Origin of the sequence: Streptomyces sp. NPDC005393, assembly GCF_040606675.1 — a bacterium.
Classification (GTDB): domain Bacteria; phylum Actinomycetota; class Actinomycetes; order Streptomycetales; family Streptomycetaceae; genus Streptomyces.
This window is the reverse complement of sequence record NZ_JBEXFG010000041.1, coordinates 40,495-62,258: the sequence shown is the minus strand read 5'-3', so window position 1 is coordinate 62,258 and position 21,764 is coordinate 40,495. Positions and strand designations below refer to the sequence as shown.

The window sequence follows — 21,764 nt, the reverse complement described above, 5'->3', positions numbered from 1 at the left end:
GCACACCGGCCGAAGTGTTGAGTCAGTATCACGCCGCCCAACTCGTAGCGTAGAACGACAGCAATCAGACTGTCCGGAAAACGCAGGGCCCCTCAGACACCGCGCCCACGGCGAACAGCACGCCCATGGCCCGCGCCCAGCGCCGCGCCAGCAGTTGCAACGCCGGATCGTTCCTGCGGACGCCCAGCCATTCCGCGAGGAGGGTCAGCGCCGGCAGGCCGACTCCGAGGCAGGCCACCACGATGTGCCAGGCCAGCGAGAAGCCCATCTGGGCCCGTGCCGCCGACAGGTCTCCCTCTGACGCGGCACGCGCTAGGACCATGACGGGATACGAGCCAGCGGCAACAGCGATGTCGTTCACAAGCACTCTCCCGCGCACCCGAAGACTGCAGGCTTCCCTGTATCACCGGCATCAGCCCGCGGCCACCTCGGGGTAACCCACCCGTGCCATGGCAAACCGCATGAGCGGCTCGCTGCCGGGAACGTGGGTCCGAGCCGGACCACGCCGCGGCCCGGGAGGTTCCTACGCTTGCACCAAGGCCGGAGGCCCGCCAGTGGAGGCAAACCACATCCCCGTTGCCAGGACTTCTCTCGCGCCCATGCCAAGCCGGCGACTCGGGCAGGTCGAGCGAAGGACAGCGGGACGGGAGCGCCAGCGGGCGCTGACTGCTTTTCCCCGCGGTGTCAGCCGGGGCCCTCCTCGGACTCTGCTCGTTCTTTCAGGGTCTCGTCGGTGGCCTCGCCGGACGTGTCGGGCTCGGGGCGTCCTTCCTCCTCCGGGTGGACGTCCCGCTCGTCCGTCTCCTGCTCCAAAGGCGACGTGGGCTCGCGCCCTTCTTCTCCGGAACTGCTCATGGCTGCCTCCCTCAGGGCGCCGCTGGGACGTACCGGGTTCCCCGGACCATGGCGTAAACGAGGCAGGGCGAGGTTGAACTGAAGCCCGAACGTTGGTCTTCCGGTAGGAGAACCGTCCGACATGCTCTGCGGTCCGTACGCCGGATGATGCCCGCGGTGTCGTGGGAGGCGATGCCTGGTCTTGGGTACTCGTGGCGGCAGTGGCCGGGTGGCGAGCCGGGCGACGCTCGTCCTCATGGTCGGCCACGTCCGCGCGCGAGAGTCGGCGTCCTACGGCGGTTGGGGAGTGCTGTGCTCGCCCACCCTCGGGGAAGGGGAAGGTCCGGAGGCGAGGAGTGGTGGTGGATCGGACGGTACGCCGAAAGCGGCCCTTGACGAGGATCACCGCGGCTGCCACAGCCGGACACGTCTTCTTCGAGCTGGCCGCAGGGGTGGGGATGCCTCTGGCGTCCGTGCTCGGACCGTTCACCGCGGCGACCGCGTGGGCTGCCGGTACGTGGGCGGCCTGGCGTGCGGCGGCCACCCGCCCCGCCCGCGATGATCCGGTGTTCGCCGTGCTCGACAGCGTCAGCCTTGCCGCGGTGATCGCCCACCTGACGGGCTGGTCGAGCAGGCGCACGCGGCTGGGGATCCCGTGGCTCACGGACTGTGAAGGACTCGGCCCGCGTCTCATGCCGTACTACAACCCGATCTTGTACGTCTCCGGCGCCGCCGCCGCGGCGGCCGTGCTGTTGGAGAACCGCTCTGCGCCACGGCGCCTGCCGCTGCTGTCCCTTCCGCTCGTTCCCCTCCTCGTCGTCGCCCAGCGCGCGGAACACCGTCGGCTGAAGACGATCGCGGAAGCACATCCCGCCTGGTGGAACCGCCGTCTCACCGCGACAGCACGGTCTGAAACTGAACGGCACGCCCGGCACTCCGGCTGATCGAGGCCACGAGGTGGCGGCTCACGGCCGACGAGACTCCTCACAACCCGCAGCACTGCGCGGGGGCTCTTCGTCCAGGCATCCTCGGACACCCGACAGATATGGCGTCGGAGTTGGGGTACTCGCAGCGCACTCGCGCTCACCGTCCTCCGTGGTGCGCGCTCACCCTACGAATTCCGCTTCCTGAGGATGTGACCGCACGTGAGTGCCGCTGGGAAATCACTGACGGTGGCTGCCGCGGGGCTGGCCGCCGGTGCCGTCGTCGCCGTACGGCGAGCGAAGGCACACCCGTCCCGCGCAGCCGCCGGGGACCGCTGGCTGACGGTGACGATCAACTGCGCGCCACACGATGTGCAGGCCGACAAGCTGCCGGCGCCGCTGCAGGAGTACGGCGACCGCATCGAGACGCGCATCCGTCCGGCGCCCGGTGACCGGGGCACGGAGCTGGGGGTGCGCCTGAGGGAAACCGAGCCGGACGCCGCGTACTCGGTGCCGGCGCGGCTCGCCGGCACGGACCCGCGTCAGGATCTGCGCCGTGCCCTGCGCGAGGCCAAGGCGTTGCTGGAGGCGGGAGAAGTGCTTCAGCCGGACGCACCGCCCACCACACATGACACCCCGGGCGGCAAGCTCGTGGGTCTGCTCAGCCGCCGCGCCGGCGGGGAGGGAGTGCTGTGAAGGCTCTGTGCTGGGAAGGCGTCAACAAGCTGTGCGTCGAGCAGGTTCCCGATCCTGGCCTGCGCAACGACCAGGACGTGATCGTACGGCTGATCGCGGGCACCACCTGCGGCTCGGATCTCCATCTCATCGGCGGATACATCCCCTTCATGCGCGCCGGGGACGTCATCGGTCACGAGTTCCTCGGCGAGGTCGTCGAGGTCGGTGCGGCCGTGCGCCGGCACAAGGTGGGCGACCGGGTGGTGGTCTGCTCGTTCGTCGGATGCGGCCGCTGCTGGTACTGCACCCACGACCTGTGGTCCCTGTGCGACAACACCAACACCAACCCCGGCATCGGTCAGGCCCTCTTCGGGGCCGACACCGGCGGCATCTTCGGCTACTCCCACGCCATGGGCGGGCTGCGCGGCAGCCACGCCGAGTACGTGCGCGTCCCCTTCGCCGACTATGGCGCCTTCCTCGTCCCGGAGGGCGTCGACGACACCAGCGCCCTGTTCGTGTCCGACTCGGTGCCCACCGGATGGATGGGCGCCGACCTGGCCGGGGTGAAGCCCGGCGACGTGGTCGCCGTCTGGGGCTGCGGAGCCGTCGGCCAGATGGCGGCACGCGCCGCGATCCTGCTCGGCGCAGAACGTGTCATCTCCATCGACCGGATCCCCGAACGCCTGGAGATGACCGAGCGGCACATCGGCAGCGAGGTCATCGACTACACGAGCACCGACGTCGGGGCGGAACTGCGCGAGCGCACCGGCGGCCGCGGCCCGGACGTGTGCATCGAGGCCGTCGGCATGGAAGCCCACAGCGACAGCCCCGTCCAGCTCTACGACCAGGTCAAGCAGCAGCTCCGGCTCCAGACCGACCGTCCCACCGCCGTACGGCAGGCCATTCACGCCTGCCGCAAGGGCGGCACGGTCTTCATTCTGGGTGTGTTCGCCGGCGCCGTCGACAAGTTCCCCCTCGGCGCTGTGATCAACAAGGGCCTGACCGTACGGGGTGCCCAGCAGCACGGTCAGCGCTACATCCCCATGCTGCTGGACCGGCTGGCGGCCGGCGAGCTGAGCACGGCCCACCTGGCCACCCACACCGTCCCCCTGGACGAAGCACCGAGGGCCTACCAGATGTTCAAGGAGAAGACGGACGGCTGCGTGCGCGCGGTGATCAGGCCGGGCGGCTGACCGCGGTCCACCGGGACGCCCCCGGCTCCTGTTTGCCGTCGGAGCGGGCGGGGACCCGGCCGACCATGAGCACTACGCCACGCCGCCGCAGCCAGATGCGGAAGAGCCGAGCCCTGCGGCTGCTGGACCGCCTGGAGCGGGAGCCCAGGGCCGATGCGGTGATCGACACGGTCCGCAAGGCGGTGCGGGCTCTGCCGCTCGGCGACGGGCGGGACCTCCTCCACGGAAGGTGGCTGGGGCACCCGGTGCATCCCCTGATGGTGCAGGTGCCGATCGGCAGCTGGCTGTCGGCGGCGGTACTGGACCTGTACCCCGGCCGCTCCCGCGAGGCGGGCCTGCTGGTCGGCGTCGGCCTGGCCTCCGCCGCACCCGCGGCCCTGGCGGGCTGGGTCGACTGGGCGGAGCTGCACCGCCAGCAGCAGCGCGTCGGACTGGTGCACGCCCTGGCCAACTCCACGGCTGTCGGCCTGTACGCCGCCTCGCTCACCTCCCGCGTCAAGGGACGGCACTCGACGGCCCGGGTCTATGGCTTCCTCGGCCTGACGGCAGTCGCGCTCGGCGGCATGCTGGGCGGTCACCTGGCCTACCGCCAGGCATCCGGCGCCAACCACGCCGAAGAGTCCCGCATGTCGTCACCGAGGGCTGGCACCGGATCGGAGCCGTGGCGGAGTTCCCGGTCGACCGGCCGGTGCGGCGCAGCGTGGACGACGTCCCGATCCTGGTCGTCCGGGAAACCGGAGGGGCGATCCACGCCCTGGCCGAGCGGTGCAGCCACCTCGCCGGGCCGCTCTCCCAGGGCACGATCAGTGACGGATGCGTCCAGTGCCCGTGGCACGGCAGTGTCTTCCGGCTCTGGACGGCTGGAACGTCCGCGGCCCGGCCACCGCACCGCAGCCGGCCTTCGAGACCCGGATCGTTGACGGCCACGTCGAGATCCGCCTGCGCCAACGGGACGGGGACGGGCAGGCGCCGGGCGAGGCCGGCGAGGGACAACGGCGTACGGAGACGGGAACCCATGAACACCGCAGCTGACGGCCGCCTCGCAGGACGTCTGCACGGGCTGCTGCAACGGACCGGCAGGCGGTACGCGGCAGGGCACGACCGGCCGCTGGGCGGCTACCTCGCAGCCATGACGGGCTTCGCCACGTACACGACGGCCTGGGCGACCGCCGTACGGCTCCGCGGTCGGCCGCTGCCCGACCGGCCCGAGCCGTGGGACGTGCTCCTGACCTCGATCGCCACCTTCCGGCTCAGCCGACTGTTGACCAAGGCGTCGGTCACCAGCCCGCTGCGCGCCCCCTTCACCCGATACATCGCCCCGCAGGGCCCGGCGGAACTGCACGAGGAGGCACAGTCCGAGGATGCCAAGCACACCGTCGGAGAATTGGCGACCTGCCCCTTCTGTATGAGCGTCTGGGTGGCCTCCACCTTGATCGCCGGCCAACTGCTCTGGCCGCGCGCGACACGCACCGCCATGGGCGCGCTCGCCGCTCTGGCCGGCGCGGACACGCTGCAACTGGCCTACAGCGCGCTCATCGAGAAGACAACCGGCGAGTGACCCGGCAGCGGACCGCGGTGGGTCTGCGCTCCTCGGCCCGGAGCTGGGCCGAGGACGGACATGCGGGAGCGGCAAGGCGTGCTCCACGCCGGGTCGCGGCGGGCCGCGTGGACGGCCGGCGCCACACCGACGAGGGGCAGATCGGAGCGTGGGTGGAATCCCTGCCCTGGGCAGAGGCGGTCTTCGACCGCGGCCGATTGGTTTTTCTGGGCGTCCGCTTGGTGCGGGGCATCGACCGCGCGGGTGAAGGTGGTGGTTGCGGGTACCCGCCGAGTCATGCTCAAGCGCGCACTGTGGCAGGGACTGCTGGCCGGCACCGCCGGGGGAGTCGTGATGACTGTCGGTGAGAAGATCGAGCAGGCCGTCACCGGCCGGCCCGACTCCCATGTGCCCGCGCGGGTTCTCCAGCGGCTGACCGGCCTGCCCGAACGTCCCGGTAGACAGCCGCTGCCGGTCAACTGGGCCATGCACTACGGCCAGGCGGCCCTTCTTGGAGTGCTGCGGTCGATCATGGCGCAGACCGGACTGCGTGGACCGATCGCCTCCGCCAAGTTCACCGTCGTCCGCCTCACCAACGACCAGATCCTCGAAAATGCGACCGGCGTCGGCGCCCCACCGGCCACCTGGCCCCGCCAGGAGCTCGCCGTGGACCTTCTCCACAAGGCCGTCTACGCCTTCACCACCGGCGCCGTCGCCGACGCCCTCGCCGCCCGCAGTGGGCCCGGCCCTGGGCAGCGCCACGCTGCCGCCCGCCCCGGCCGCCACGGCGGCTTCGGCCCCCTGCGCGGACACGCCTACGGAGCAGACGGCGGAAAGTGAGTGGGCGTCGAGTGGTTCCACCGAGAATCCGGTTCATCCGCTCGTGCTCGTCCGCGTGGCCTGCGGCTCCTTGCCCAGTGCAGGTCTGCCGGGAGCCAGGAAGGCTGACTCACACACCACGGGACGCTGGGCATGGTGAGCCCGAGCCCTACCTGCCTGACGCCAGGGGGCCGCGGCAGGTCAGGGCATGCTCCTGGCGGTGATCAGATCGGTGACGGCGGGCAGGCCGCCTTCGGCCAGGGCGGCGCGTTGCCGATCGGCGCCGGTGCCGCCCTGCAGCAGCCGGTGGACCAGGGCCGTCACCTGCCGGTCGTCGCCGGACGCGTCCAGCGCGGGGGCGATGTAGCGCAGCAGCTCGTACAGCATTACGCCGGCCCGGCGCTGTCGGCCTCCGGGATCGATCAGGGTGCTGCTCAGTCCGTGGCGGGCGGCGTGCCACATGCTGGCCTGCAGCAGTTCCTGGTCGCAATCGAGCGCGGGAGCGCCGGCGGTGGCCTCGGCCAGCGCGGTCTCCACGAGGGCCCGGACGAGGCCCGTGAGCATCACCGCGTCGTCCGCGCGCAGCTGTACGTCCAGGCACCGCACCTCGATGGTGGGGTACCGGGCCGAGAGCCGGGCCTGCCAGTACAGCTGACCGGTGTCCGAGATCAGACCGCTGTCCAGCAGCTGCTGCACGCGCCGGTCATGGTCGGCGATGTCGGCGAAGCGTGGGGGCATGCCGCTGACCGGCCAGCGGCTGAAGATCACGGTGCGCCAGCTGGCGAAGCCGGTGTCGTGGCCGTCCCACAGCGGAGAGTTCGCGGACAAAGCGGTGAGGGTCGGCAGCCACACCCGGCTCCGGTTCAGGATCTGTACGCCGGTCTCCCGGCTGGGCACGCCGACGTGCACGTGCATGCCGTTGACCAGCTGCTCCGCCACGAGCTGGGGTGCCTGGGTGAGCATGGCCCGGTACCGGGCCTGGTCGGTGACGGCCACGGGGTGGCCGTGGCGCAGCGGGGGTGTGGCGCAGGCCGCGATCCGGCAGCCGTGCGCCTCGGCGGCCGCTCCGACGGCGTGCCGCAGCCGCAGCAGGTGTCCACCGGCCTCCTCGAGCGTGCCGCACACCGGGGTGGCCACCTCGACCTGCGCCTGCAGCAGCTCGCAGTGCACCTCCTGGTCGGCCACGAGGCGCCCCGGGCCGGCCGCGGCCCGCACCTTGTCCGCCATGGGTACCGGCAGACCCGTGACCGGGTCGAGCAGCAGGTACTCCTCTTCGACACCGATCGTCGTCATCGATGGCCTTCTGTTCCGCCCGGCCGTGCCACCGGACTGGCTCCCGATGCGCCTCTGCCAGTGCATCGCATGGCGAGGACTCGTCGGAGAGGTCACTCGCGGTGCCCGAGTGCCGCGCCCTCTTCGCGGTAAACCATCACCCGCCGCCGCCGCCGACGACGAGCTCGGCGAGGACCTGCTGGCGCGGTACCGTCCCAGCAGGTCATCGCCGAGCAACATTCCGCCCGGATGCCCATGCGTCGATCGCTCGGTGGTGGCCCGGAGACTCACTTCTGAGCGCCGGCCCGTTGCAGCCCTGTCTCGTGACGCGGCTGGCTGTCGCGTTCGGCGCACACCGGCTGGCAGTCCTCGAGCCCCCCTTGGCATTCTTGAGGCGGCCCGACTTCACGGCTCCGGTATGTCAGTTCTGCCCCATGGCCTTGCGGACGGCGTCCTTGGTGCGGTCCATGAGTGCGGCTACCGGGCCGAGGGCCACGTTGGCGGTGGCTGACTGGACCCCGGGGTGGGGCCGGGTGGGAGCCATCGCCTCGGCGGCCTTGACGGCCTTGGCCATGGTGGCGAGGTTCGTGGCATCGGTGCTGCGGCGGATGTGGGAGAACTCGTAGCGTTCCTCCGCCCGGGCGTGCTCCTGCACCTCGGTGCGCAGTTGCATGAGCCGGGGCATGAACTTGGGGTCGTCGGTGTCCATGTCGTCCAGGGCGGCGAGGGTCTCCTTGGCCGACTTCTCCTCCGCGAGGCGGTCCTTGACGACTTGGTCGCCGCCCTCGACCGCCCTGCGGACGAAGGGGTGGACGACCTCCTCCTCGGCGGTCTCGTGCACGGCCAGGAGCCGTACGAGGCGACGGAAGGCGTCCCGGCGTTCCTCACCCTGGCTCTGCTCGACCTCGTCGAAGAGGTTGCGGATGTCGCCGTGCTGGCGCATCAGCAGGGCCACTACGTCGATGTCGGGTGCCTGGTCGTCACCGGCCTGGGGCGTCTGAAGCTCGGACATGTGCGGCGGCCTCACTTCTCGCGCTGCGCGGGGTCGGGGTGCTCGCCCTCGGACTGGACCCGGTACTCGCGGCCGAACATCTCGTCGTGCTCGGTCATGACCCGGTCGCTCGGCGGGGCTTCGCCGCCGTGGATCTGCTCCTGCATCTTCTCGAACCGCTCGTGCGCCTCGCGCACGTAGCCGGCGCCGAGGGTGGTGAGGTCCATCTGGGTGTCCAGCAGTTCGCGCAGGTACTGCTTGTTCGGCTCGAAGGTGAGCACGTTGGGCAGCTCCGGCGCCAGGACCTCCTGCGGGTCGCGGCCGTCGTGGCGGCGCATCAGATCGCAGGCCGTGTGCAGGTGCTCCAGCTCCATGTTCAGGTGCAGCTCCCAGATCGCCTTCACCCGGGGGTCGCTCTCCTGCTCCATGAAGGAGTAATATAGGTAGCACTCGTTGTACTCGTGGTTGACCAGCTGCTCCCACCACGTCTCGCCCGGGTCCACGAGGGACTCGTAGTGGGTGACGTGTTCCTCTTCGATCAGCCCGATCTCCTGGTAGAGCTGGCGGGCGATCGGCTCCATGTAGGTGGGGCCGGTGTTCATGTAGAAGTTCATCGTCTGCTGCTCTGCCGACATGATCGTCAGCGCGTGGAGCTTCGACAGCGGGTTCGTGGCGTCCTTGTCGTACGGGTCGCGGACGTTGTCGACCGGATCGCGGTGGTGGAACCTCGTCGGCCGGCCCGGCATCACCTCGGTGAGGTTGTCCACGATCGACTCCGCCTTGCGGTGCTCGATCATCTCGTACAGGTTGGCGTACCGGTATAGGTGGTCGAAGTCCTCCAGCACACCGAACTGGTACGCCTGCTTCAGGTACGGATCGGGCTCCATCCGCGCGACCCACGCCGTCAGGTCAACGGCGACCTGCTCGTAGGCGATCGTCGTCTCCAGGACCGAGGAGACGCCCGGCAGCAGCCAGTTCACCACCTTCTGCTGCTGCGCCTCGATGTACCGGGTCCGCGCCAGCTGCCGCTTGACCTCCGGGTCGGCCGTATTGCGAGCGAGCTGGTGGCTGAAGAGGATCGCCTCCACCTCGATCCCGTTCATCGTGATGATCCGGCACCGGGTGTACGGGTCGCAGCGGTCCGGGTCGATCGGCTGCACGTTCAGCTCACGCCAACTGCGCAGCTGACGGTCCAGCGGGATACCCCGCTGCTCGAGCGGATTGAAAGTCATGGGGGGTGCCTCCTGGGGCAGGGGGACTCGTGCGCCGACGGGTACCCCGCCGCGGACGACGAGCACAGGTCCACCTGCGAGTCTCACCGTCATCGCTGGCTTTCAGCCACCGCTCGCGCCCGGGGGGCGTGCGATTCCCCCTACTGGGTCAGCCGGGGTGACAGTGCCGGAGCGCTATGGCATGACCGGATCGGTGCGCACCGGGGCCGTCGTCCGCCCCGGACGGTTGCCGGACGTGAGGCCGGCCCTGCGCTTGCCGAATACCTTGTCCATGCAGGTCACGCGGCATGTTTGTATTCGTGGAGGATGCCGCCAAGGCGGTCGCGGCGTCGTATGTCGAGATGGCTTAGCTTGTCCGGATCGTCGATTGGTGAGGGCAGTGGGTGTAGCGGTCGGGCGTTCGCGATGCCTTGGTGTGGTCGGTGGAAGTTGTGGTGGTGCTCGAACTCTCGCAGGGCGTGGAGGAGGTGGCGCTGGTTCCAGATCAAGGTCCGGTCCAGGAGTTCGTGTCTGCAGGTCTGCACCCACCTTTCCATGACCGAGTTCATTCTTGGCATCTGGATGCCGGTGAGGACGACCTCGATCCCCGCCTCCTTGAGGACGGCATCGAACAACTGGGGGAACTTCCCGTCCCGATCGCGGATCATGAATCGCGCCCGGCAGCCGATGTCCTCGAGATCCATGACCAGGTTCTTCGCAGCTTGCGTTACCCAGGAGGTGGTTGGGTGTGCGGTGGCGCCCAGGATCCGGATGTGGCGACTGCTGTGTTCGATCACCGCGAGTACGTACATCCGCGCGCCGGACAAGGTGACCGTCTCAAAGAAGTCGCAGGCCAGGAGGGCGTCGGCTTGGGAGCGCAGGAAGTCGGCCCACGTGCTGGAGCTCCGGTCGGGCGCCGGATCGACGCCGGATTCCTTGAGGATCTTCCAGACGGTCGAGGCGGCCACCTTCACTCCCAGCACGAGCAGTTCGCCGTGCAGACGCCTGTAGCCCCAGTTTGGATTCTCCCTCGCGAGACGCAGCACCAGAATCCGGATGGAGCGCACGGTCCGAGGTCGACCGGGTCGCTTGGGTCGAGATATGGCTGCATGACGGCGCCTGGCGAGGTCGCGATGCCAGCGCAGCACCGTGTCAGGACGCGCGAGCAGCCGCACACGCCGCAGGGCGGGCAACGGCAGCCGGTGCAGCAGCGCCGCCAGGAAGGCTCGATCGCTCGGACTGAACCGGACTTTTTCCTTGCCGAGTTGGCGTTCGAGCACCGTGATCTGATGTCGGAGGGCCAGGATCTCCGCATCCTTGTCCCGATCGCTCATCGGCAGCAGGCGCAACACCGCGAACGCGTTCGTCACACTCAGGTAAGCCAGTCGCAGTAGCACGATCGATCATCATGACGCGTGGCCCACCGACTACGCGAGAGCGCCGACTCCAGCGACCGAGGTCGGTGACCGTGGGGCACGGTGCAGGCCTCCGACCAGGGCGGATGACATTCTCGGCAAGCACAGGCGTGGTCGCCGCGTCGAATTCTGCGCCCACCCCTGGTCCAGGATGGTCACACGAGAATGATCGTCTTCCGTGCTGAAGAAACCGCGCCGGTTCTGAGCCTGCTGTCTGCTCTCACGGCAGATGTTCAGAGCGACTTGGCGTGGCAACTTCGCTCGCTGTCGCACCACCACGGCCCGGCCTGCCCGACGCGCGGCACGATCACGTTCACTTCTTGGGTTGTGTCAGTGGGACGCCGACACGGTCACCACGCTGACCGCGCGCCACGCCGTGGCGGTCTGCACCGGCACCCGCGCGGCCCTGCCCGATCTGTCGGGCCTCGCCGACGCCAAGCCGTGGACCAGCTGGGAGGCCACCAGCGCCGACCAGGTGCCGGGCCGCCTCGTCGTCGTCGGCGGCGGAGTCGTGCGGACGGAGATGGCGACGGCCTGGCAGGCGCTCGGCTCGCAGGTCACCCTGCTCGTACGCGGTGACGGGCTGCTCAACCGGATGGAGCCGTTCGCCGGCGAGCTGGTCGCGCGACATCGCCGCCGTCCCCCAGGTCGTTTTCACCGACCCGGAGGCGGCGAGTGCGGGCCTGACCCTGGCCGAGGCCGAGGAGGCGGGGCACCGCTTGCGCGCCGTCGCCTACGACCTGGCGAACGTGGCAGGGGCGAGCCTGTACGCCGACGGCTACACCGGCCGTGCGCATGATCGTCGACATCGACTGCGAGATCCACCTCGGCGTCGCCTTCGTCGGCCCCGGCGTCGGTGAACTGATCCACTCGGCGACGATCGCGATCGCCGGCGAGGTGCCGATCGACCGCCTGCGGCACGCGGTGCCGTCGTACCCGACGGTCAGCGAGGTGTGGCTGCGGCTGCTGGAGACCTACCGCGGCTAGCCACGCACGCTGGCCCGGCCGCCGCCACCTGCCGGTGGTCAGCGGTCAGACATCGCCAGCGGCGACGACATCAGGTGCATGTCGCCCGAGAGGATGGCCCGCTGCAGATCCTGCAGCGGGCGCCCGGGCTCGAGCCCCAGCTCGTCGTTGAGCGTCTTGCGTACCGACTGGTATACCTTCAGCGCGTCCGCCTGCCGCTCCGAGCGGTAGAGCGCCAGCATGAGCTGGCGGTAGAACGCCTCGCACATGGGGTTCTCGGCGGTGAGGGCGTAAAGCATGCTCACCGCCTCGCGGTGCCGACCGAGTTGGAGCTGGCACTCGACGAGCATCTCCTGGCACTCCCGGCGGATCTCGGTCAGCCAGGTCGAGAAACCGTCGATGATCGGGCCCTTGGCGCCGGTTCCGTCGCCGCTGTGGCCCGGGATCGGGCCGCGCCACAGCGCGAGCGCCTCGCTGAAACAGGACGCGGCCTCGTCCGTGCGCTGCTCGCGGAGCAACGACCGCCCGACGTCGACGAGTTCGGGGAAGATCTGGGCGTCTATCTGGTCGTCGCCCTTGTGCAGCACGTAGCCCGGCGTCCGGGTCTCGACGGGGTTGCCACTCGCGCCGGGCAGCTTCAGGAACTTGCGGAGCCGGGAAACGTACACGTGCAGGCCCGCGGCGGCGCGTCGTGGCAGATTCTCGCCCCAGATCTCCCGCATCAGCTGTTCCGGGGAGACCAGATGGTCCGCCCGGATGAGCAGCACCGTGAGGACCATCTCCACTTTCTGCGCATGAAGCGTGAAGTACGTGTTCTCGTCCCGGACGCGGAGCGGGCCCAGCATCTCGTACCTCACCGGGCGCCCTCCCCCGCTGTCGTGGGTATCAGGGGACGGTGACCGCCGACCGATACGCCGGAGTGGGGGCGGTCCGACACAAGGGGGGGGAGAGAGGCAGGCACGGTCTATCCCTTCGCCAGGAACGCTGACAACGTTCTCGCCACATTGCGGAGCCGGGCCCGATCATGCACAGCTCAAAGATTAAACGGCAATATCGACAAGTTGACAACGGGGCGGAATGAGACATTCCTTATTCTATGTCGCGCGATTTTCGGACGCCAATGGTGTGGCATTCTGGAGAGGATTATTACCTCCCCTTGGTTGAATATGGCGAGACGCCGCTGACCTGGGAGATCATTATGGCTTCGGTGACGACCGGAAACGCTCTGTTCTCTGAGGGTGGCCGGAGCCGGATTCATCGGCGCCACGATTGTGTCTTGTTGTTTTCTGCCACGCGCCGTGCGGAACGCCCTAAACCGGTCGTCGCTGGACGGCGTCGGTGATCACCGCGGTCACCAGCCTGTCGACGGCGTCCGTGGCCGGCGGGCCGGGGTCGCGGTCCGTGAACAGGAGATGGCCGCCACCGGTCAGGGAGAGCGTGAGCGAGTCGATGTCGGCGTCGGCCGCGATACGCCCCCGGTCGCGCTCGGCGGCGAGATAGGCGGAGATGGCGCTCGAGGCCTGGGCGAGGATCGCGATGCCGCCACCGGGCATGACCTGCCGCAGCCGGGCGCGGAGCTCGTCCCGGAACGTGATCAGCGGGATGATCGCCACCGGCACCGGCCCGAACAGGGTGAACAGCGCGCTGGTGAGGTTCTCCGCCACGGTGCCGGTCCCGGCCGACTCGCGCAGCGCGCTCGCCTCCTTCTCCAGCTGCCCGGCCCGGTCGAGCACGAGGTCGGTGAGGAAGGCGTCGAAGTCACTGAAATGCCGGTACAGGACGCCCTTGGCGCAGCCCGCCTCGTCGGTGACGGCCCGGCCCGTCAGGCCGTTCGGACCGCTGCGCAGGAGCACGCGCTCGGCGGCGTCGAACAACTGCTGTCTCGCGTCGCGAAGGTGCACCCCAGTCGGCACTCGCCCGTCCTCTCGTACGCCGGCCCGCCCGCGCCCGGTCGTCGCCCACTGAGCGCGCGCCCATAAAGATGGGCACCTGCTCATCTTACCGTGAGGCAACAACAACGTCTTCGGCCAGGGCATACAGAAGCCGACGACCCTCTGAAAGGGCCGCGCCCGCCACGACGCGTCGGGATTTTATCCGGCGACGATCCCGGCGGCGACTGCCAGACCGACCAGATGCGATTTGCTGCTGGCCCCGACACGGCGCCGCGCCTCGGTGAGGTGTTCGTCGACGGTGGTCTTCGAGATGCCGAGCCGCCGGGCGGTCTCCTTCGCCGTCAGACCCAGTGCCGCGAGCCGCACCACCTCGGTCTGTCTCGGCGTGAGCGCGTGGGCGACATCTGAGATGTCCGGTTCGAGGATGGCCATTCCGGTCCTCTCTCGTGCTCAGGCTCTGGGACGGGCTCGACGTGTTTCGGAAGTGCTCTGCGCTTCCGGAATGTGACTGTGCGTCACGTCCCGGGGGTTGCGCGTTTTGCGACCATCCTGAAGGGCGCCCCTAAAGCTGTTCTTGCGCGAGTCTTGCGCCGGCCGGTCGCCGCATCGCCCCTCCGGCCCGGGTCTTCAGCGCGGCGGGCAGCTCCGCGCAAGACCGGGGCTAGGCCGGCTTTAGCCGCACGGGCCACACTGTGCCGGGCCGCCCGCCCGTGCATCGCGTGCCGGCCAACTACCGCCTGCCCCCGCAACGCCCACGGCGACGGCGAGGAGAACCCATGAGTGACCGGCTCGCGCACATCCTCGACGAGGTACGTCAGTACCACCGAGAGACCAGTGACGACAGGGAATTCGTCGCCGGCGTCACGGAGATCTGGCCGTCCGGGGCCGTGCTCGACGACGCGGACAGGGCGGCCGTGGTCGAAGCGGCCCTGACCCTGCGGATCGCGGCGGGCCGATCGGCCCGCAAGTTCGAATCGGCCTTCGCCCGGCGCATGGGCCGCCGGAAGGCGCATCTCACCAACTCCGGTTCCTCGGCGAACCTCCTGGCCCTCACCGCCCTCACCTCACCCCAGCTCGAACAGCGCAGGCTCGTGCCGGGCGACGAGGTGATCACGGTGGCGGCGGGCTTCCCCACGACCGTCAACCCCATCCTGCAGAACGGCCTCGTCCCGGTCTTCGTCGACATCGACCTGCGCACGTACAACACCACCGCGGAGCACGTCGAGAAAGCCATCGGGCCCCGCACCCGGGCCATCATGATCGCGCACGCCCTCGGCAACCCCTTCGAGGTGGCGGAGGTGGCCCAACTCGCCGCGGAACACGACCTGCTGCTCATCGAGGACACCTGCGACGCGGTCGGCAGCACCTACAAGGGACAGCTCGTGGGAACCTTCGGCGACCTCGCCACCGTCAGCTTCTATCCGGCCCATCACCTGACGATGGGCGAGGGCGGCTGCGTGCTCACCTCGAACCTGGCCCTGGCCCGGATCGTGGAGTCGCTGCGGGACTGGGGCCGGGACTGCTGGTGCGAACCGGGGGAGAGCGACACCTGCCGCAAACGGTTCGGCTACCAGATGGGGACGCTGCCGGCCGGCTACGACCACAAGTACATCTTCTCCCACGTGGGCTACAACCTGAAGGTGACCGATCTCCAAGCCGCACTCGGCCTGACCCAGTTGGACAAGCTCGACGACTTCTGCGCCGCGCGGCGGCGCAACTGGGGGCGGCTGCGCTCCGGTCTCGCCGAGGTGCCCTGGCTCTTGCTGCCGGAACCCGCGCCCGGCAGCGACCCGAGCTGGTTCGGCTTCGTCATCACCGTCGACCCCGAAGCGCCCTTCAAGCGCGCGGAGCTCGTGGACTTCCTGGAGAGCCGCAAGATCGGCACGCGCCGGCTCTTCGCGGGCAACCTGACCCGCCACCCCGCCTACCTCGGCCGCGAGTTCCGCGTCTGCGGCGAGCTGACCAACAGCGACATCGTCACCGAGCACACCTTCTGGATCGGCGTCTACCCCGGCCTCACCGAGGAGATGATCGACTACGTCATCGCCTCCGTCACCGAGTTCGTAGGGGCCCACAGGTGACCGTGCCCGGCTCCATCCGGACTGCGCCGCGGCTCAAGGCCCGGCGGGCCGCCGCGCTGCCCGACCGGATCGCCCGGTCCGCGGCCGCGCCGGCCGGCGAAAGCGCGGACGAGATCCGCCAATGGATCGGGCGGCGCCGCGCGCAGGCCTCGTTCGCGGTGGACCGCATCCCTTTCGAAGCGCTGGAGGACTGGTCGTTCGCCCCGGAGACCGGAAACCTCGCCCACCGCAGCGGCCGGTTCTTCACCGTGGAAGGGCTGCACGCCGCGATCGGTGAGCATCCCGAGCGGACGGAGTGGCACCAGCCCGTCATCGTGCAGTCGGAGGTCGGGATCCTGGGCATCCTCGCCCGGGAGTTCGACGGAGTGCTGCACTTCTTGATGCAGGCCAAGATGGAGCCGGGCAACCCCGGACTGTTCCAGCTCTCGCCCACCGTGCAGGCCACGTACAGCAACTACACCAAGGTGCACAAGGGCGCGGCCGTCCGCTACCTGGAGTACTTCACCGACCCCTCCCGGGGCCGCGTCCTTGCGGACGTGCTGCAGTCCGAGCACGGCGCCTGGTTCCACCGCAAGCGCAACCGCAACATGATCGTCGAGACGAGCGGCCCGGTACCCGAGCACGAGGACTTCCGCTGGCTCACCCTGCGCCAGATCCATCAGCTCCTGCGGCACGACAACACCGTGAACATGGACGCCCGTTCGGTTCTCGCCGCCCTGCCGGTGCGCGGAGCGCCGCACGCGTTGCACTCGGACACGGAGCTGCTGTCCTGGCTGGCCCTGCACCGGGCCGCGATCCCGATCCGCAGCGAACGCATCCCGCTCGCCGGGGTAGCGGGCTGGACGCGCGGCGCCTCCTCGATCGACCACGACGACGACCGCTACTTCCGCACCGTGGCCGTGTCGGTACGGGCGAGCAACCGCGAGGTCGGCCACTGGACCCAGCCGTTGATCGAGCCTCGCGGTCAAGGCGTGGTCGCCTTCGTCACCCGCACGTTCGCGGGCGTGCCGCACGTGCTGGCCCGGGCCCGCGCCGAAGGCGGCTCCACCGAGGTGGAGCTGGGCCCCACGGTCCAGTGCCAGCCCAGAAGCCATGCCCATCTGCCCGTCGCGGAGCGACCGCCCTTCCTCGACCTGATCACGACGGCGCCCCCGTCGCGGGTCCGCTACAGCGCCCTGCACTCCGAGGAAGGCGGCCGTTTCCTGAACTCGGTGAGCCGCTACCTCGTCGTGGCGGCCGACGAGGGCGACGCGCCGCTCGACGCGCCGCCCGGGTTCTGCTGGGTCTCGCGGGACCAGCTCGCCGCGCTCACCCGGTACAGCCACTACGTCAACGTCCAGGCACGGACCCTGCTGTTGTGCCTGAACTCGCTGGACGAATACGCCTGAGCCGGCACCCGCTCACCGCCCGGGGCCACCGGCGAGCGGTTCCCACCAGGAGCGGTGGTCCCGGTACCAGGCGACCGTCTCGGCGAGCCCGGACTCGAAGTCGCGCCGAGGGCGGTAGCCCAGTTCGCTGCGGGCCTTGACGTCGAGGATCGAGTACCGCCGGTCGTGCCCCTTGCGATCCGCCACGTGGCGCACCTGGTCCCAGGTGCCGCCACAGGCCTTGAGCAGCAGCTCCGTCAGTTCGCGGTTGGTCAGCTCGGTGCCGCCGCCGAGGTTGTAGACCTCGCCCGGACGCCCGCCGGTGCGTACGAGATCCACCCCGCGGCAGTGGTCCTCGACGTGCAGCCACTCCCGTACGTGCTCGCCGTCGCCGTACAGCGGTACTTCGGCGCCCGTCAGCAGCCGGCAGACGAAGAGGGGGATGATCTTCTCGGGGAACTGCCGCGGCCCGTAGTTGTTGCTGCACCGGGTCACCCGGACGTCCAGGCCGTGGGTGCGGTGGTAGGAGAGAGCGATCAGATCGGAGCCCGCCTTGGACGCCGCGTAGGGGGAGGTGGGGCCGAGGGCGTCCTCCTCGGTGAAGCGGCCGGCCGCGACGGACCCGTAGACCTCGTCGGTGGACACGTGCACGAAGCGGCCGACCCCCCGGCGCAGTGCCGCGTCGAGGAGCGTCTGGGTGCCGGTCACGTTGGTGCGCACGAACGCGTCCGCGCCGGCGATGGACCGGTCGACGTGGGACTCGGCCGCGAAGTGCACCACCTGGTCGGTCCGGGACATGAGGCGGTCCACGAGCGCGGCGTCGCAGATGTCTCCCTGGACGAAGCTCAGCCGCGGGTGCGTGACGTCCAGGTTGTCGATCCTGCCCGCGTAGGTCAGTTTGTCGAGCACGGTGACATGGGAGACCTCGACGGGGCCGGGCGCGAGCAGCATCCGGACGTACGCGGAACCGATGAAGCCGGCCGCGCCGGTGACCAGCAGACGCATCACTCCTCCATCAGCTCGGCGGGTGTCGGGTTGAGCTGGTGGGCGAGGGCGCTGCGCATGACGTACTGGCCGTAGGGCGAGCCGTCCATCTCGGCGCCGAGGCGGTAGCAGGCGTCCGCGCCGATGAAGCCCATGTACATGGCGATCTCTTCGACGCAGCCCAGGCTGATGCCCTGGTGATGCTGTATGTCCCGGACGAACCGGCCCGCGTCGAGCAGCGATTCGTGGGTTCCGGCGTCCAGCCAGGTGACGCCCCGGCCGAGCCACACCAGGTCGGCGCGGCCCTCGGCCAGGTACGCGCGCAGGACGTCCGTGATCTCCAGCTCGCCGCGCCTGGAGGGGCGCAGCCCGCGGGCGATGTCCGTCACCGTGTCGTCGAAGAAGTACAGGCCGGGGATCGCGAGGTTGGAGCGCGGCTGCTCCGGTTTCTCCTCGATGGAGACAAGCCGGCCCTTCGCGTCGATCTCGGCGACGCCGAAGTGCTGGGGCTCGGCGACCTGGTGCCCGAAGAGGACACAGCCGCGCAGCTTGCGCACCGTTTTGCGCAGCATGGAGGGCAGCTTGGCGCCGTGGAAGAGGTTGTCACCGAGGATCAGGGCGCACTCCTCGCCCGCGATGTGCGGGGCCCCGACGAGGAAGGCGTCGGCGATACCCCGCGGTTCCTCCTGGGCCGCGTAGTCGATGCGCATGCCCAGTCTGCTGCCGTCGCCGAACAGCTTGCGGAACAGCACGAGTTCCGCGGGCCGGGCGATGATGAGCACGTCGTCGATGCCGGTGAGCATCAGCACGGACAACGGGTAGTACACCATGGGTTTGTCGTAGACCGGAGCGAGCTGCTTGGAACCCACGAGGGTGAGGGGCTGGAGCCGGGTCCCGTTGCCGCCCGCCAGGATGATGCCCTTCACCGGCGCGGATTCTTGTAGAGGGCCTGCCAGAGGTAGCTCCACGGAAGGGCGCGGCCGTCACCGACGCAGGTCCAGGCGGAGCCCGGCCGGTACCCGTCGACGAAGGCGGGGACCGCGGCCTGCACCGCCTCGCTGTCGTGGATGTCCAGCAGCTGTCGCAGGGGCCCGTTCTCCAGCGCCATCTGTACGGCCTCCTCGCCCTGCAGATAGCCGTCCAGGCTCTTGTCGATGTACTTGCCGACCGGGTTCTTCACGTAGAAGGCCGAGCAGGTCGCGTCGATCAGGTCGAGATAGGACCGGACCGTCTTCGGAGCCATCTCGGTCATCGAGTGGATGTTGATGCACAGGTCGAAACGCTCCGAGCGCAGGGAGGTGCCCGTCAGGCTCTCGACCTCGATGAAATCGATCAGCTTGAAGCGGGGCTCGTCCAGGACCTCGCGCAGATAGGCCCTGCTCAGCTCCAGCGTGTTCTTCAGATCGACGATGCAGTAGCCGGAGAGATCGTGGTTGGACATGATCATGTGGCACGTGCGTCCGTAACCGGCGCCGATCTCCAGGACCCTGGCGCCGTCCAGGTCGATCTCGCTCTCGATGAAACCGACCTCGAACGTTGCCTGCAGATAGTCCAGGCAGAGCGTCTCGCCCTGGCACCGCACCGTGGTCGGGCCGCCGACCTCCCGGTTGGGGGTCCTGCTGATCCGCGCCAGCTCCTGCGGGGTCAGCGCCATGCCCAGGTTGTAGGCCAGCGTCTTGAGGTAGCGGACCCCGTTCGTCGACGGGTCCCAGAGGGAGAGCTTGAAGTTCCTCGAGTCGGACTTCAGCTGCGTCAGGTCGGCGCCGGCGTCCTCAGTGATCCAGCGGTTCTGTATGCGCTCCCACTGGCGGCTGGCCTGGAAGTTGTGTTCCATTTCGCTCCATCCTGGTCTGACGATGCGGTGCGAACGCCTCGCGGAGCAGATCGGCGAAGGGCTCCGGGTGTTCCTGGAAACCGGTGTGTCCCGCGGGGAAGGCGGCCAGCGGGGTGTCGAGCAGCTCGGCGAGGGCCGCCGCGGTCCGGTGGTAGAGCTGCCCCCGGGACGTCGTGCCACCCGCCACGACCACGGGGACGGACGCGGTCCGCAGCGCGTCGAGGTCGGGCCGGTAGCGCGTGGTGGGCTGGAGAATGCGGCCGAAGAAGCGGTCGAGGATCGCCCGGACGTCCTTCGGCGGCGTGTACAGCGCACGGGTCGACGCCTGCCCGGCCGGAGGCGGCGAGGCGAAGCCGACACCGGACAGGGCCGAGTACTTGCGCAGGGCCACGTCCCGGCGCCCTGCGGCGTAGTCCTCGCAGAGATCGTCGATGGCGGCCCGCACCTGCCGCGCGCCGGGCAGGAGCTCGGTCACCGGGGGCTCGTGCGCCACCAGGCTGCGCACCGCGTCCGGATGCCGGGCGAGCAGGGCCAGACCGGTGGTGGCTCCGCCGCTGTTGCCGAACACGTGCGCCGGTCCGGCGTCCAGCTCCGCTATCAGCCGGCGCACGTCGTCCGCGACCAGCTCGGGCGGGGCCGGCTGGTCCGGGTCGCTGAGGGTGCTGCGCAGGATGCCGCGGGGGTCGTAGGACACGACGGTGAAGTCCGCGGCGAGCAGGGTCGCGAGGGCTGTGAACCCCCTGCTGCCCATGGGCGAACCGATCATCAGGAGCAGGGGGCCGTGGCCGCGTACGTCATAGCACAGCCGCGCTCCCGGCACGTCCAGGGTGCGGGTCGTGGTGGTGACGTGGGTCGGGCTCTCCTCGTCCGCGCCCTGCCGGGCGCCGTCCGTCGCCGCGCCCATCAGTACGCTTCCTTGGCGTTGACCCAGTCCGGTACGTAGCGCTGCCCCGGCACTGGGCGGTAGTGGTCCCAGCGGGGCTCGTCGCCCGAGGGGGTGTCGCCGAGCACCACGACGCGCAGGCCCCGGCGGTGCTCGGAGTAGTCGTCGACCGCGTAGTGCTGCGTGACCCTGTTGTCCCAGATCGCCACCGAGCCCGGCCGCCACTGGTAGCGGCAGGTGAACTCGGGGGAGGTGGAGAAGCGGTACAGGTACTGCAGGAGCGCGTCGCTCTCGTTCCGGTTCAGTTGCGCGATGTGCGAGGTGTGAGCCCGGTTGACGAACAGGGCCCGGCGGCCCGTCTCCGGGTGGACCCGCACGACGGGGTGCTCGGCCTGGCTGTCCAGGCCCGGAATGTGGATGGAGTGGACGGCGGTGAGCCCGTCGAGCAGATCGCGCAGCGGCGCGGACAGCCCCTCGTACGCCAGATACTGGTTCGACCACATCGTGTCGCCGCCCTGTGCGGGACCGTCGACGATCTGCAGGACGGAGCCGATGGGCGGGTTCGGGGCGTAGGTCATGTCGGTGTGCCAGATCGGGATCTTGCCGTTCTGCTCCGAGTCGATGATCTGGATCTGCGGATGCCCGTCCAGGTGAGGCAGGTAGGCGTGCTCCTCCAGCTCGCCGAACCTGCGGCCGCAGGCGATGCGCGACTCGGCCGACCAGCCCTCCTGGTCCGGAATGAAGATCACCAGGTGCTTCAGCAGCAGCCGCCGCAGCTCGGCGAAGTCCGCGTCGGTGATGTCCTCGAGGCGTACGCCGTGGATCTCGGCGCCCAGCGCACTGGTGAGCGGCCTGACCTCGAAGGCCGTGGTGATGATGTCTGACAC

21 protein-coding genes and 2 pseudogenes are annotated in these 21,764 nt (G+C 69.6%); 9 read left to right on the top strand and 14 right to left on the bottom strand.

Features of this window, described 5'->3' with window-relative positions; genetic code table 11:
- Positions 1–64 precede the first annotated feature (64 nt).
- Both ABZS71_RS27510 and ABZS71_RS27505 read right to left on the bottom strand, forming a co-directional pair.
- Entirely contained in the window at positions 65–361 is a 297-nt protein-coding gene (locus ABZS71_RS27510; protein ID WP_356214410.1) for a cytochrome ubiquinol oxidase subunit I, read from the bottom strand.
- Between the two features lie 323 nt (positions 362–684).
- Positions 685–855, bottom strand: coding sequence for a hypothetical protein (locus tag ABZS71_RS27505; RefSeq protein ID WP_356214408.1), 171 nt, complete (start codon positions 853–855; stop codon positions 685–687).
- A gap of 545 nt (positions 856–1,400) precedes the next feature.
- Here ABZS71_RS27505 and ABZS71_RS27500 point away from each other — a divergent pair.
- The 6 genes and pseudogenes from ABZS71_RS27500 (at position 1,401) to ABZS71_RS27475 (ending at position 6,002) form a co-directional block, all read left to right on the top strand.
- Entirely contained in the window at positions 1,401–1,778 is a 378-nt protein-coding gene (locus ABZS71_RS27500; protein ID WP_356214406.1) for a hypothetical protein, read from the top strand.
- Between the two features lie 201 nt (positions 1,779–1,979).
- The gene (locus ABZS71_RS27495) at positions 1,980–2,453 is read left to right on the top strand and encodes a hypothetical protein (protein ID WP_356214404.1); all 474 of its coding nucleotides are present in this window, start codon (positions 1,980–1,982) and stop codon (positions 2,451–2,453) included.
- Entirely contained in the window at positions 2,450–3,625 is a 1,176-nt protein-coding gene (locus tag ABZS71_RS27490) for a zinc-dependent alcohol dehydrogenase (RefSeq protein WP_356214402.1), read from the top strand. Before ABZS71_RS27495 ends, ABZS71_RS27490 begins: the two co-directional genes overlap by 4 nt.
- A gap of 95 nt (positions 3,626–3,720) precedes the next feature.
- Positions 3,721–4,657: pseudogene (locus ABZS71_RS27485) on the top strand (Rieske (2Fe-2S) protein).
- Positions 4,641–5,183, top strand: a complete 543-nt coding sequence (locus tag ABZS71_RS27480) for a DUF1360 domain-containing protein (RefSeq protein WP_356214400.1) — start codon at positions 4,641–4,643, stop codon at positions 5,181–5,183. The pseudogene ABZS71_RS27485 and the gene ABZS71_RS27480 overlap by 17 nt, the downstream one beginning before the upstream one ends.
- 276 nt (positions 5,184–5,459) lie before the next feature.
- Positions 5,460–6,002 carry a hypothetical protein gene (locus ABZS71_RS27475; protein WP_356214398.1) on the top strand — a complete coding sequence of 181 codons (543 nt, stop codon included), beginning with the start codon at positions 5,460–5,462 and terminating at the stop codon, positions 6,000–6,002.
- Positions 6,003–6,182: 180 nt separating this feature from the next.
- On the opposite strand, the gene ABZS71_RS27470 is transcribed toward ABZS71_RS27475, so the two are convergent.
- The 4 genes from ABZS71_RS27470 to ABZS71_RS27455 form a co-directional block, all read right to left on the bottom strand.
- Positions 6,183–7,274, bottom strand: a complete 1,092-nt coding sequence (locus ABZS71_RS27470; protein WP_356214396.1) for a glutamate--cysteine ligase — start codon at positions 7,272–7,274, stop codon at positions 6,183–6,185.
- Positions 7,275–7,674: 400 nt separating this feature from the next.
- On the bottom strand, positions 7,675–8,265 hold the full coding sequence (locus tag ABZS71_RS27465) for a hemerythrin domain-containing protein (protein WP_356214394.1): 591 nt from the start codon (positions 8,263–8,265) through the stop codon (positions 7,675–7,677).
- 11 nt (positions 8,266–8,276) lie between these two features.
- Positions 8,277–9,476: a hypothetical protein gene (locus ABZS71_RS27460; protein WP_356214392.1), complete on the bottom strand. Its 1,200-nt coding sequence runs from the start codon at positions 9,474–9,476 to the stop codon at positions 8,277–8,279.
- Between the two features lie 278 nt (positions 9,477–9,754).
- Complete coding sequence (locus ABZS71_RS27455) at positions 9,755–10,852, bottom strand: helix-turn-helix domain-containing protein (RefSeq protein WP_356214390.1); 1,098 nt, start codon at positions 10,850–10,852, stop codon at positions 9,755–9,757.
- 373 nt (positions 10,853–11,225) lie between these two features.
- Here ABZS71_RS27455 and ABZS71_RS27450 point away from each other — a divergent pair.
- Positions 11,226–11,857: pseudogene (locus tag ABZS71_RS27450) on the top strand (FAD-dependent oxidoreductase); the annotation flags it as partial.
- A gap of 38 nt (positions 11,858–11,895) precedes the next feature.
- Here the strand turns inward: ABZS71_RS27450 and ABZS71_RS27445 are convergent.
- The 3 genes from ABZS71_RS27445 to ABZS71_RS27435 form a co-directional block, all read right to left on the bottom strand.
- The gene (locus ABZS71_RS27445) at positions 11,896–12,693 is read right to left on the bottom strand and encodes an AfsR/SARP family transcriptional regulator (RefSeq protein ID WP_356214388.1); all 798 of its coding nucleotides are present in this window, start codon (positions 12,691–12,693) and stop codon (positions 11,896–11,898) included.
- Between the two features lie 453 nt (positions 12,694–13,146).
- Positions 13,147–13,749 carry a TetR/AcrR family transcriptional regulator gene (locus ABZS71_RS27440; RefSeq protein ID WP_356214386.1) on the bottom strand — a complete coding sequence of 201 codons (603 nt, stop codon included), beginning with the start codon at positions 13,747–13,749 and terminating at the stop codon, positions 13,147–13,149.
- 177 nt (positions 13,750–13,926) lie between these two features.
- Positions 13,927–14,160 (bottom strand): helix-turn-helix transcriptional regulator, encoded by a 234-nt coding sequence (locus tag ABZS71_RS27435; RefSeq protein WP_356214384.1) that lies wholly within the window; start codon positions 14,158–14,160, stop codon positions 13,927–13,929.
- A 344-nt stretch (positions 14,161–14,504) separates the two neighbouring features.
- Between ABZS71_RS27435 and rfbH the strand changes: the two genes are divergently transcribed.
- Positions 14,505–15,809 carry a lipopolysaccharide biosynthesis protein RfbH gene (rfbH, locus tag ABZS71_RS27430; RefSeq protein ID WP_356214382.1) on the top strand — a complete coding sequence of 435 codons (1,305 nt, stop codon included), beginning with the start codon at positions 14,505–14,507 and terminating at the stop codon, positions 15,807–15,809.
- On the top strand, positions 15,806–17,197 hold the full coding sequence (locus ABZS71_RS27425) for an NDP-hexose 2,3-dehydratase family protein (RefSeq protein WP_356214380.1): 1,392 nt from the start codon (positions 15,806–15,808) through the stop codon (positions 17,195–17,197). The genes rfbH and ABZS71_RS27425 overlap by 4 nt, the downstream gene beginning before the upstream one ends.
- A 12-nt stretch (positions 17,198–17,209) precedes the next feature.
- On the opposite strand, the gene rfbB is transcribed toward ABZS71_RS27425, so the two are convergent.
- The 5 genes from rfbB to ABZS71_RS27400 are packed head-to-tail and all read right to left on the bottom strand — an operon-like array spanning position 17,210 to position 21,764.
- The gene (rfbB, locus tag ABZS71_RS27420) at positions 17,210–18,181 is read right to left on the bottom strand and encodes a dTDP-glucose 4,6-dehydratase (RefSeq protein WP_356214378.1); all 972 of its coding nucleotides are present in this window, start codon (positions 18,179–18,181) and stop codon (positions 17,210–17,212) included.
- Positions 18,181–19,086, bottom strand: coding sequence for a glucose-1-phosphate thymidylyltransferase RfbA (gene rfbA / locus ABZS71_RS27415; RefSeq protein WP_356214376.1), 906 nt, complete (start codon positions 19,084–19,086; stop codon positions 18,181–18,183). Before rfbA ends, rfbB begins: the two co-directional genes overlap by 1 nt.
- Entirely contained in the window at positions 19,083–19,994 is a 912-nt protein-coding gene (locus ABZS71_RS27410; protein ID WP_356214374.1) for a putative sugar O-methyltransferase, read from the bottom strand. The genes rfbA and ABZS71_RS27410 overlap by 4 nt, the downstream gene beginning before the upstream one ends.
- Complete coding sequence (locus ABZS71_RS27405; protein WP_356214372.1) at positions 19,933–20,898, bottom strand: alpha/beta hydrolase; 966 nt, start codon at positions 20,896–20,898, stop codon at positions 19,933–19,935. The genes ABZS71_RS27410 and ABZS71_RS27405 overlap by 62 nt, the downstream gene beginning before the upstream one ends.
- Positions 20,898–21,764 carry a TauD/TfdA family dioxygenase gene (locus ABZS71_RS27400; RefSeq protein WP_356214371.1) on the bottom strand — a complete coding sequence of 289 codons (867 nt, stop codon included), beginning with the start codon at positions 21,762–21,764 and terminating at the stop codon, positions 20,898–20,900. Before ABZS71_RS27400 ends, ABZS71_RS27405 begins: the two co-directional genes overlap by 1 nt.

What these genes read in the sequence shown, in the direction of transcription:
- ABZS71_RS27505 (WP_356214408.1), bottom strand. Translation starts at nt 855, where the DNA reads ATGAGCAGTTCCGGAGAAGAAGGGCGCGAGCCCACGTCGCCTTTGGAG.
- ABZS71_RS27480 (WP_356214400.1), top strand. Translation starts at nt 4,641, where the DNA reads ATGAACACCGCAGCTGACGGCCGCCTCGCAGGACGTCTGCACGGGCTG.
- ABZS71_RS27475 (WP_356214398.1), top strand. Translation starts at nt 5,460, where the DNA reads ATGCTCAAGCGCGCACTGTGGCAGGGACTGCTGGCCGGCACCGCCGGG.
- ABZS71_RS27470 (WP_356214396.1), bottom strand. Translation starts at nt 7,274, where the DNA reads ATGACGACGATCGGTGTCGAAGAGGAGTACCTGCTGCTCGACCCGGTC.
- ABZS71_RS27465 (WP_356214394.1), bottom strand. Translation starts at nt 8,265, where the DNA reads ATGTCCGAGCTTCAGACGCCCCAGGCCGGTGACGACCAGGCACCCGAC.
- ABZS71_RS27460 (WP_356214392.1), bottom strand. Translation starts at nt 9,476, where the DNA reads ATGACTTTCAATCCGCTCGAGCAGCGGGGTATCCCGCTGGACCGTCAG.
- ABZS71_RS27435 (WP_356214384.1), bottom strand. Translation starts at nt 14,160, where the DNA reads ATGGCCATCCTCGAACCGGACATCTCAGATGTCGCCCACGCGCTCACG.
- rfbH (WP_356214382.1), top strand. Translation starts at nt 14,505, where the DNA reads ATGAGTGACCGGCTCGCGCACATCCTCGACGAGGTACGTCAGTACCAC.
- rfbB (WP_356214378.1), bottom strand. Translation starts at nt 18,181, where the DNA reads ATGCGTCTGCTGGTCACCGGCGCGGCCGGCTTCATCGGTTCCGCGTAC.
- ABZS71_RS27410 (WP_356214374.1), bottom strand. Translation starts at nt 19,994, where the DNA reads ATGGAACACAACTTCCAGGCCAGCCGCCAGTGGGAGCGCATACAGAAC.
- ABZS71_RS27405 (WP_356214372.1), bottom strand. Translation starts at nt 20,898, where the DNA reads ATGGGCGCGGCGACGGACGGCGCCCGGCAGGGCGCGGACGAGGAGAGC.